This window comes from Methylomagnum sp., from assembly GCF_054333355.1.
This window is the reverse complement of the sequence record NZ_JBTEKS010000173.1, coordinates 1-8,877: the sequence shown is the minus strand read 5'-3', so window position 1 is coordinate 8,877 and position 8,877 is coordinate 1. Positions and strand designations below refer to the sequence as shown.

The 8,877-nt window shown below is 64.1% G+C and carries 10 protein-coding genes; 6 read left to right on the top strand and 4 right to left on the bottom strand.

The window, feature by feature from the left end:
* Together ACXWUF_RS13580 and phoU are read left to right on the top strand one after the other, a co-directional pair.
* Positions 1-634, top strand: a 634-nt coding sequence (locus tag ACXWUF_RS13580) for a hypothetical protein (RefSeq protein ID WP_458495202.1), incomplete at its 5' end; no start/stop codon positions are given.
* A 4-nt stretch (positions 635-638) separates the two neighbouring features.
* Entirely contained in the window at positions 639-1,331 is a 693-nt protein-coding gene (gene phoU / locus ACXWUF_RS13575; protein ID WP_458495201.1) for a phosphate signaling complex protein PhoU, read from the top strand.
* A gap of 104 nt (positions 1,332-1,435) precedes the next feature.
* Here the strand turns inward: phoU and ACXWUF_RS13570 are convergent, their stop codons facing one another.
* Positions 1,436-1,747, bottom strand: a complete 312-nt coding sequence (locus ACXWUF_RS13570) for a hypothetical protein (protein WP_458495200.1) — start codon at positions 1,745-1,747, stop codon at positions 1,436-1,438.
* Positions 1,748-1,848: 101 nt separating this feature from the next.
* Between ACXWUF_RS13570 and ACXWUF_RS13565 the strand changes: the two genes are divergently transcribed.
* The 4 genes from ACXWUF_RS13565 (at position 1,849) to ACXWUF_RS13550 (ending at position 5,885) form a co-directional block, all read left to right on the top strand.
* Entirely contained in the window at positions 1,849-2,076 is a 228-nt protein-coding gene (locus ACXWUF_RS13565; protein ID WP_458495199.1) for a hypothetical protein, read from the top strand.
* Positions 2,073-2,519, top strand: coding sequence for a putative toxin-antitoxin system toxin component, PIN family (locus ACXWUF_RS13560; RefSeq protein ID WP_458495198.1), 447 nt, complete (start codon positions 2,073-2,075; stop codon positions 2,517-2,519). Before ACXWUF_RS13565 ends, ACXWUF_RS13560 begins: the two co-directional genes overlap by 4 nt.
* Positions 2,520-2,528: 9 nt before the next feature.
* Positions 2,529-4,616, top strand: a complete 2,088-nt coding sequence (gene recG, locus ACXWUF_RS13555; protein WP_458495197.1) for an ATP-dependent DNA helicase RecG — start codon at positions 2,529-2,531, stop codon at positions 4,614-4,616.
* Between the two features lie 309 nt (positions 4,617-4,925).
* Positions 4,926-5,885: a tRNA dihydrouridine synthase gene (locus tag ACXWUF_RS13550; RefSeq protein WP_458495196.1), complete on the top strand. Its 960-nt coding sequence runs from the start codon at positions 4,926-4,928 to the stop codon at positions 5,883-5,885.
* 82 nt (positions 5,886-5,967) lie between these two features.
* Here ACXWUF_RS13550 and ACXWUF_RS13545 read toward each other — a convergent pair whose 3' ends face one another.
* The 3 genes from ACXWUF_RS13545 to galE form a co-directional block, all read right to left on the bottom strand.
* Positions 5,968-6,528 carry a Uma2 family endonuclease gene (locus tag ACXWUF_RS13545; protein WP_458495195.1) on the bottom strand — a complete coding sequence of 187 codons (561 nt, stop codon included), beginning with the start codon at positions 6,526-6,528 and terminating at the stop codon, positions 5,968-5,970.
* A gap of 84 nt (positions 6,529-6,612) precedes the next feature.
* On the bottom strand, positions 6,613-7,482 hold the full coding sequence (gene ypfJ, locus ACXWUF_RS13540) for a KPN_02809 family neutral zinc metallopeptidase (RefSeq protein ID WP_458495194.1): 870 nt from the start codon (positions 7,480-7,482) through the stop codon (positions 6,613-6,615).
* 411 nt (positions 7,483-7,893) lie between these two features.
* The coding region (gene galE / locus ACXWUF_RS13535) for a UDP-glucose 4-epimerase GalE (RefSeq protein WP_458495193.1) at positions 7,894-8,877 on the bottom strand (984 nt) is incomplete at its 5' end.

Below are 8,877 nucleotides of genomic sequence, written 5' to 3'. Positions count from 1 at the left end.
CCCCCCCCCCCCACGCTTCCGCGCTTCGCACCGTCAACCCAGTCCAGCCGAAATGAGCGCTTCCATCACCCGCCCGCGCCCGCAAGGGCTGCTCACCGAACAGTTCTTCTATTTCTTCCTGCGCCTCCGCAAAAGCGAAATCCGCCGCATCGTGAAGCGGGCGCAGGAACTCTACCCAAACGAATCCAGGCGGAAACTCGCCCGGCGCATCACCCACACCCAATCCCTGCTGTCCTTCACGGGCGGCGCCTTGTTGCAACTGCCGCAGTTATTTCCGGGCGTCGGCACGGTCTTAAAGGTGGCGGGCTTGGTGGGCGGCAGTTCCATGCTGACCCGGATGCACCTGTACCTCATCCTTGAAATCGCCCACCTGTACGGCGAGGACATCGAGGACCGGGCACGGGTGCCGGAAATGATGGCGGTGTTGGCGGGCGTCGGCGTTCCCGCCGCCTCGCCCTACTTGACCGGCCTGCTGGACTGGCATCCGGCCAGCGCCATCCCGCTGTCCGGCCTGAGCGCCTCCGCCGTCACCCTGTTGATTGGCGAGGCCGCCATCCGTTTTTATGAAGGCCGCGCCGCCCGCCGGACAGCGACCGCCCCACTGGAACCCATGCCCGCCGCGGACAGGAGCTAAGCACATGATCGACAAAACCGAAGGCCACACCTTCAAGCGCTACGACGGCGAGTTGAGCCACCTGCATTATCTGGTGCTGGAAATGGGCGGGCTGGTCCTCAACCAGGTCCGCGAATCGCTGGCCGCCTTCAAGGGGCGCGATGTGGCGCTGGCCCGCAAGGTCGTGGCCTGGGACCGGGAGGTGGATAAATTGGAAGTCGCGGCGGACGACGAAATCGCCAAGCTCATCGCCCGGCGCAGTCCGGTGGGCGGGGATTTGCGGATGGTCATGGCGGTCTCGAAGAGCGTCAGCGACCTGGAACGCATCGGCGACGAGGCCGTCCGCATCGCCGGACTCGCCATCCAGCTTTTCGGCCCGGAGGGTAGCGACCCCGGCTCCCAGCTACTCCGCGACGTGAACAAGATGGGCGATTTGGCCGTCGCCAGCCTGCGCGGCGCCCTGGACGTGTTCGAAGTGTGGAACGAGGAAAAGGCCCATCGCGTCATCAGCCATTACAAAGAGATGGACGAGGAATTCCAGGCGGATTTGCGTCACCTGATGACCTACATCATCCAGGACTCCCGCAACATTGGCTTCGCCATCAGCGTGGTGCTGGTCATCAAGGCGCTGGAGCGCATCGGCCACCATGCCCACAATCTGGCCGAGTACGTGATCTTTCAGGTGAAGGGGGAGGACATCCGGGCCAGCGAGGACTGAGGCTTCGCACGGAAGGAATCGACGAGGACGGGGCGCGTCCCCGGCCTTTGGCATGGAAAGGGGAAGATTTTGTAAACCATGCGCATCGACTCGGGGAACGCTTTTCAAAGCACCCGCCGAAACCCAAACCTCGCCGCCGCCGACGCACTGGACGTGGCCTCCCCCTTCAAGGCCGGTTCGGTCTGTTTCAATTGCATGTAACTCTCCGCCCACCCTGTCAGCAGGAACAGCAGCGGCACGGCTTGCAGCCCCCTGTACGCCGTGCCCAGGTTGACCAGATAAATCAGATAAATCGACGCCAAGGTGAACGGCAGCGAACCACCCCGCAACGGCGGCGGGGATGCCCGCATGGCGTAAGCGACCAGCCGAATGGGCGTGCCCAGCAAGATAGCCGAACAGTCGCGTAGGTCGTGCATGTATTCCCATACCCGGCCCAACCCGCCCCAAACAACGGCTTGAATCTCGCCCGATCCCGCCCTAAAGTAAGGAATCCTTACTTCACCCGCGAGCCGCCGCCATGCTTGCCAAGCTGACCGCCAAGAACCAACTCACCCTGCCCAAAAGCATCACCAACGCCGTGGACGCGGCGGAATATTTCGACGTGCAGGCCATCAACGGGCAAATCGTGCTGACCCCGATCCGTCTGCAACGGGGCGACGCCGTCCGTGCCAAGCTGGCCGAACTCAACCTGACCGACAACGACATCGCCGACGCCGTGGCCTGGGCGCGTCGCGGCGGCGAATGATGCCCTTCCCACCGCCGCCCCGATTGGTCATCGACACCAATCTGGTGCTGTCGGCCTTGGTGTTTCCCGGCGGGCGAGCCGGTCTCCTGCGCCACGCCTGGCAAAAGGCTTGGTGCCGCCCCCTGATCTGCCAGCCCACCGCCGCCGAATTGATCCGCGTCCTCGCCTATCCCAAATTCAAGCTGACCGCCACGGAACAGCGGGAACTGCTGGCCGACTATCTACCCTATTGCGAAACAGTCACGTTGCCCGCCCGCCTGCCGGACCTGGGGTGTGAATGCCGGGACGCCGATGACCTGCCGTTCCCGCGCCTCGCCATCATCGGCCAAGCCGACGCCCTCCTCAGCGGCGCCCGGGATTTGCTCAGCCTCAAGGACCCGTTCGCCCGCCCCATCCTCAGTGCGGACGAATGGCTGAGTACCCTGCACAACCCTCAGGTTTAAGGCCGGATTATGACCGCCGCCCCCGAAACAGCCACCCCCGACCTCATCCCCATCGCCTCGCTCAAGGGCGTCGGGATACAAACCCTCAACAAGCTGGAAAAGCTCGGCCTCACCTCGGTGCAGGACTTGCTGTTCCACCTGCCGTTCCGCTACGAGGACCGCACCCGCATCCTGCCCATGGGCGGACTCAAGGTCGGCGACCACGCCCTGGTGGAAGGCCGCATCGAACTGGTGGAAGTCATCCACAAGGGCCGTGGCTCCATGGTGCTGCGGATCGCCGACGGCACCGGCCACCTCAACCTGCGGTTCTTCCATTACTCGCCCAACCAATACCGGCAATTCGAGCGGGGAAAGCTGCTGCGCTGCTACGGCGAACTGCGAGAAGGCTACTACGGCCCGGAGATTACCCACCCCGATTACGAACTGGTGGCCGACGCCGAGGCCGGCCAGCCCGACGCCACCCTGACGGCGGTCTACCCGCTCACCGAGGGCATCCACCAGAAATCCCTGCGGAAGCTGGTCGGCCACGCCCTGGCCTACGCCCACCCGCAATGGCTGCCGGACTGGCTGCCCGAATCCGCCACCGTGCCCGGCCAGTTGCGGCTGTGGGAAGCCCTGAAACTCCTGCACCAGCCGCCCCCCGGCGGCGACGAAACCTCCCCGCCAATCATCGCCGCCCGCCAGCGCCTCGCTTTCGAGGAACTGCTGGCCCACCACCTGAGCCTCAGCCGCTTCCGGGTGCGGATGCAGGCCCACCGGGCGCCGGAACTCATCGCCAACCCCGAATCCACCGAGCGCTTCCTCAACAGCCTGCCGTTCACCCTGACCGGCGCCCAAGCCAGGGTCATCGGCGAAATCGAGACCGACCTCGCCCAACCTAAGCCCATGATGCGCTTGGTGCAGGGCGATGTGGGTTCGGGCAAAACCGTGGTCGCGGCCTGCGCGGCGCTGGCGGCGCTGGCGTCCAATCATCAGGTGGCGGTGATGGCGCCCACCGAACTGCTGGCCGAACAGCACGCCCGCAGCTTCCGCCAATGGCTGGAACCCATGGGCGTGCAAATCGCCTTCCTGTCCGGGCGGGCCAAGGGCGAAAACCGCAAACTGGCCCTCGCCGCCGTCGTCAGCGGCTACGCAGGGCTAGTCATCGGCACCCATGCGCTCTTCCAAGAACAAGTGAGCTTCCACAGCCTGGGGCTGGTCATCATCGACGAGCAGCACCGCTTCGGCGTGCATCAGCGCTTGGCGTTGCGGGAAAAGGGCACGCGGGACGGACTCTACCCGCACCAGCTCATCATGACCGCCACGCCCATTCCCCGCACCCTCGCCATGCTGGGCTACGCCGACCTGGACCTGTCGGTCATCGACGAGCGCCCGCCGGGCCGCACGCCGGTCAACACCATCGTGGTCCCGACCACCCGCCGCGCCGAGATCGTGGCCCGCATCGGCGACTGGGTGGGCAAGGGGCGGCAGGTGTATTGGGTCTGCACCCTGATCGAGGAATCGGAACTGCTGCAAGCCGAGGCGGCGGAGAAAACCGCGCAACTGTTGACCGAAGCCTTGCCGGAGGTCCGCACGGTGCTGATTCATGGGCGGCTGAAGCCCGCCGAAAAAGAGGCGGCGATGCTGGCCTTCAAGGCGGGCGAGATTGATTTGCTGGTGGCGACCACGGTCATCGAGGTGGGCGTGGACGTGCCCAACGCCAGCCTGATGATTATCGAGAACGCCGAGCGGCTGGGACTGGCGCAGTTGCACCAGTTGCGCGGGCGGGTCGGGCGCGGTCCCGGCGAGGCGCATTGCGTGCTGCTTTATCAACCGCCGCTGACCCTAACCGCCAAGGAGCGCTTGGGGATACTGCGCGATTCGGACGACGGCTTCGTCATCGCCGAGAAGGACTTGGAGATTCGCGGCCCCGGCGAATTGCTGGGCACCCGGCAGACCGGGCAGGTGCAGTTCCGCGTCGCCGATTTGGCCCGCGACCGGGATTTGATGGACACGGTGCATAGCACCGCCGAGTTAATCTTGCGGGAACATCCCGACCGGGTGGACCCGCTGATTAAGCGCTGGATCGGGGATTCGGTGCAGTATGTGGAGGCGTAGGCTTGAGTTGAGCGAGAATGTCCGACGCATTAAGAGCCTATTCCAATAGGCCGTTCGCCCTGAGGTATCGAAGGGTTCCAACCGGCCTATTGGGATAGGCTCTAATTCCATCTACGCAGGAATACCCGACCATGAACACCGCCGAATTGATCTACCAAGAAGCCATGGAATTGCCTGAATCCGACGCACACCTGGAGTCCGAACTTTAGTTTGGACAACGGCGCAAGCCATTGAAAAACGCCCAAACTAAAGTTCGGACTCCAGATGCACATAGCTTGGATGTAGCGCGTGGAAACCAGCGATAAAACCTTGACCACATCCCACCGGCCCCCGCGTATCCTCTTAGCCCCCATGGAAGGTCTGCTGGACTGCGTCCTGCGCGACATCCTGACCCGCGTCGGCGGCGTCGATGTGTGCGTGACCGAATTCGTCCGCGTGTCCGGCTCGGTGCTGCCCAAGCGCACTTTTCAACGCATCGCGCCGGAACTGCTAAACGCCAGCCGAACCCCATCCGGGGTGCCGGTGCGGGTGCAATTGCTGGGGTCCGACCCGCAGTTCATGGCGCTGAACGCCGCCCGGCTGGCCGAACTTGAACCCGCCGGGATCGACCTCAACTTCGGCTGCCCGGCCAAGACCGTCAACCGCCACCAAGGCGGCGCGATCCTCCTGCGCGAACCGGCGCGGCTGAACGTCATCGTGCGGGCCGTGCGACTCGCGGTGCCCGCCGCGCTGCCCGTCACCGCCAAAATGCGCTTAGGGTATGAAGACAAAAGCCTCGCCATCGCCTGCGCGGAGGCCATCGCCGAGGGCGGCGCGGCGGAACTGGTCGTCCACGCCCGCACCAAAACCGAAGGCTACCGCCCGCCCGCCTATTGGGATTGGATCGGGCGCATCCAATCCGCCGTCGCCATCCCCGTCGTCGCCAACGGCGAAATCTGGACCCATGACGATTACCGGCGTTGCCGCGACATGAGCGGCGTCAGCGATGTCATGCTGGGCCGGGGCATCGTCGCCAATCCCGGCCTGGCGCTCGCCATCAAGCACGGCACCGACGCGGCCCTCCCCTGGCCGGAATTGCTGCCGTATCTACGCTTGTTCTGGGAATTGCTCATCCCCCACGTCCAGCCCAAGCATCGCAGCGGGCGCCTCAAGCAATGGCTGAATTATTTGCGCCGCACCTACCCGGAGGCGGAAGCGGCCTTTGAAAACCTGCGGCGGATCAACGCGCCCGAGGAGGTGGAGCGGGTGTTTTTTGGGGAATACCCATGATTCATAGGATGGGTGGAGCGCAGCGGAACCCATCACAGCACGGCGGCTTAGCAAATGGGGTCGGCGGGAGCCTCCACCCACCCTACGCCCACAAGTCCGCCAATACAAAGCTGATGGCCTCGAACGGCGGCACGCTCACCGCGTCGTCGTCCTTATGCACCGCGATGAGCGTCCAAGCACCATCCCGCAACTGATAGGCTTCCAGCGTGTGTTCACGAGGGTCCACCAGCCAGACGAACGCCACGCCGTAGCGGGCATAACAGGGTAGTTTGACCACTCGGTCTTTCTTCGCTGTCGAGGGCGACAGGATTTCGCACACCCAATCCGGCACGATTTCAAAGCGGTGGTCTTGGGGCAGTATCGGCATTCGTTCCCGCCGCCAACCGGCTAAGTCCGGCACGGCGATTTCCACGTCACGGACGAAGTGAACTTCGGGTTCAACCAGTATCCACCAACCGCCCGGTCCATTATCACCATATCGAAACGGCCCACCGATGCGGGTTTGTAGCCCGGATTCCGCTGCCGCATGGGGGCCAGACGGGCGCGGCTGGACGTGCAATTGCCCGCCGATAATTTCCCCCGTTTGATTCTCCGGCAGGGCGAGAAGCTGTTCGTAGAGGCTGGGTTTTAGGATGGCGTTCATGGTCGGAGCCGGTGGCAATGTGTCTGGGCGTCTAGGATAACCGGACTCGTCGCCCGGATGCAGCGGAAAACGCCCGCCCCACGCTCACGGCTTCCCGGTCCCAAACGTATCGCACCCCTTCACACTCCCCGTCTGAATCCCCCGCTTGAACCACTGCACCCGCTGCGCCGAGGTGCCGTGGGTGAAGCTCTCCGGCACCGCGTAGCCCTGCGCCTGCTTCTGCAAACGGTCGTCGCCGATGGCGCTGGCGGCGCGGAGACCTTCCTCGATGTCGCCCTGCTCCAACACCTGCCGCGCCCGGTCGGCGTGGTGCGCCCACACCCCGGCGAAGCAATCGGCCTGGAGTTCCAGCCGCACCGAAAATTGATTGGCCTGGGCCGGGCTGCTGCGCTGCTGGGCGGCGTGGACCTTGCCGGAAATGCCCAGCAAGTTCTGGACGTGATGGCCGACCTCGTGGGCGATGACATAGGCCTGGGCGAAATCGCCGGGGGCGCCGAAGCGGCGCTTGAGGTCGTCATAGAAGCTGAGGTCGATGTAGACCTTCTGATCCGGCGGGCAGTAGAACGGACCCATCGCCGACTTCCCCAGCCCGCAAGCGGTGGGCGTGGCGTGGGTGAACAGCACCAGGCTCGGGTCTTGATACTGGCGTCCGGCCTGCCGGAACAACGCCTGCCAGGTTTCCTCGGTGTCGGCCAGCACCATAGCAATGAATTTGGCCTCGGCATCGTTGGCGGGCGGCTTGTGGGCCGGGGCCGAGACTTGATGGGTGGGCGCCCCGCCGCCTTCCAGCAAACTCAGCACTATGCGGGGATCGACGCCAAAATAGGCCGCCACCAGCATCGCCAGGATCGTGCCGATCCCGATGCCGCGCCCGCCGATGGAAAATCCGCCGCCGGAGCCCTCGCCCCGGCGGTCCTCCACGTTGTCGCTCTCGCGTCCGCCTCGAAATAGCATGGTCGTGTTCCGCTAAGGAAAGATGGATGAAGGATTAGAGACGGACGAGTGGAAACGGTTCTTCGTCCCATCGTTCCTACGGCTCCGTCACCGCCATTAAGGCGATTTCCGAAAATGCTTGTCACCGTTGAGCCGGATGTAGGATGGGTAGAGCGTACTCGCGAAACCCATCGAGCCGGACCCAGGGTGATGGGTTTCGCTTCGCTCTACCCATCCTACAGGTATGTCTTTTCCTGGAAATCGCCTAAGTTAGCGTCGATCAAACCCCTCCCCTTATCAGGGGAGGGAGAAAAAGCCCCCCCCTGATAAGGGGGGTTGGGGGGTTAAATCCAGCCGTAGAGACTTGCTCAAATGGCTTAACTTAATGGCCGCGACGGTCTCCGTGGGAGCGATGGAAACTTTCCGGCCAGCTCACTTCCCCCAAGGCTGTTCCAAAAGCTTCCTCTCCCAATCCAGCGAAGTCTTGACGATGCCGTCCAGATCGTCGAAGCGGGGCTTCCAAGCAAAGGTCTGGTGAATTTTCTCCACCGCCGCCACCAGTTCGGGCGGATCACCCGCGCGGCGGGGATGTTCTTCCACCGTGATGGGAGCGCCGTTGACCCGGTTCACGGCGTCGATCACTTCCCGCACGCTGTAGCCGTGGCCGTAGCCGCAATTCAGCGTGGTGGATTCGCCGCCATTCCGCAGATAGTCCAGCGCCCGGATGTGGGCGTCGGCCAAATCGCTGACGTGGATGTAATCGCGCACGCCCGTGCCGTCCGCCGTCGGGTAGTCGGTGCCGAACACGTAGAGCTTCTCTCGCTTGCCCACCGCCACCTCCGCCGCGACCTTGATGAGCAGCGTCGCGGCGCGGGTGGACTGGCCGATGCGGCCCTCCGGGTCGGAACCGGCCACGTTGAAATAGCGCAGGATGACGTGCTTGAGGCCGGACGCGGCGGACAGGTCGCGCAGCATCGTTTCGCTCATCAGCTTGGAGGTGCCGTAGGGGTTGATGGGCGCGGTGGGCGAGGACTCGGTGCAGGACGGGCCGTCGGGAATGCCATAAGTGGCGGCGGTGGAGGAGAAGATGAAGTGCTTCACCCCGGCCTCGGCGGCGCATTGCAGCAGGTTGCGGGTCTTGCAGGTGTTGTTGCCGTAATACTTGAGCGGGTTGGACACCGACTCCGGCACGATGGTATGAGCGGCGAAATGCAGGATGGATTCGACCTCGTAATCCCGCAGGATGCGACCCACCAGTTCGGCGTCGCCGGTGTCGCCCTCAATCAAGTCACCGTACAGCACGGCCTCCCGGAAGCCGGTGGAGAGATTGTCGAGAATCACCAAGCGCTCGCCCATTTCGCCCAATTGCTTGACGACGTGGCTGCCGATGTAGCCCGCTCCGCCAGTGACTAGGAT

Excerpts from the sequence above, each read along its gene's own strand:
- ACXWUF_RS13560 (WP_458495198.1), top strand. The coding sequence starts at position 2,073 with ATGATGCCCTTCCCACCGCCGCCCCGATTGGTCATCGACACCAATCTG.
- recG (WP_458495197.1), top strand. The coding sequence starts at position 2,529 with ATGACCGCCGCCCCCGAAACAGCCACCCCCGACCTCATCCCCATCGCC.
- phoU (WP_458495201.1), top strand. The coding sequence starts at position 639 with ATGATCGACAAAACCGAAGGCCACACCTTCAAGCGCTACGACGGCGAG.
- ACXWUF_RS13565 (WP_458495199.1), top strand. The coding sequence starts at position 1,849 with ATGCTTGCCAAGCTGACCGCCAAGAACCAACTCACCCTGCCCAAAAGC.
- ACXWUF_RS13545 (WP_458495195.1), bottom strand. The coding sequence starts at position 6,528 with ATGAACGCCATCCTAAAACCCAGCCTCTACGAACAGCTTCTCGCCCTG.
- ypfJ (WP_458495194.1), bottom strand. The coding sequence starts at position 7,482 with ATGCTATTTCGAGGCGGACGCGAGAGCGACAACGTGGAGGACCGCCGG.
- ACXWUF_RS13570 (WP_458495200.1), bottom strand. The coding sequence starts at position 1,747 with ATGCACGACCTACGCGACTGTTCGGCTATCTTGCTGGGCACGCCCATT.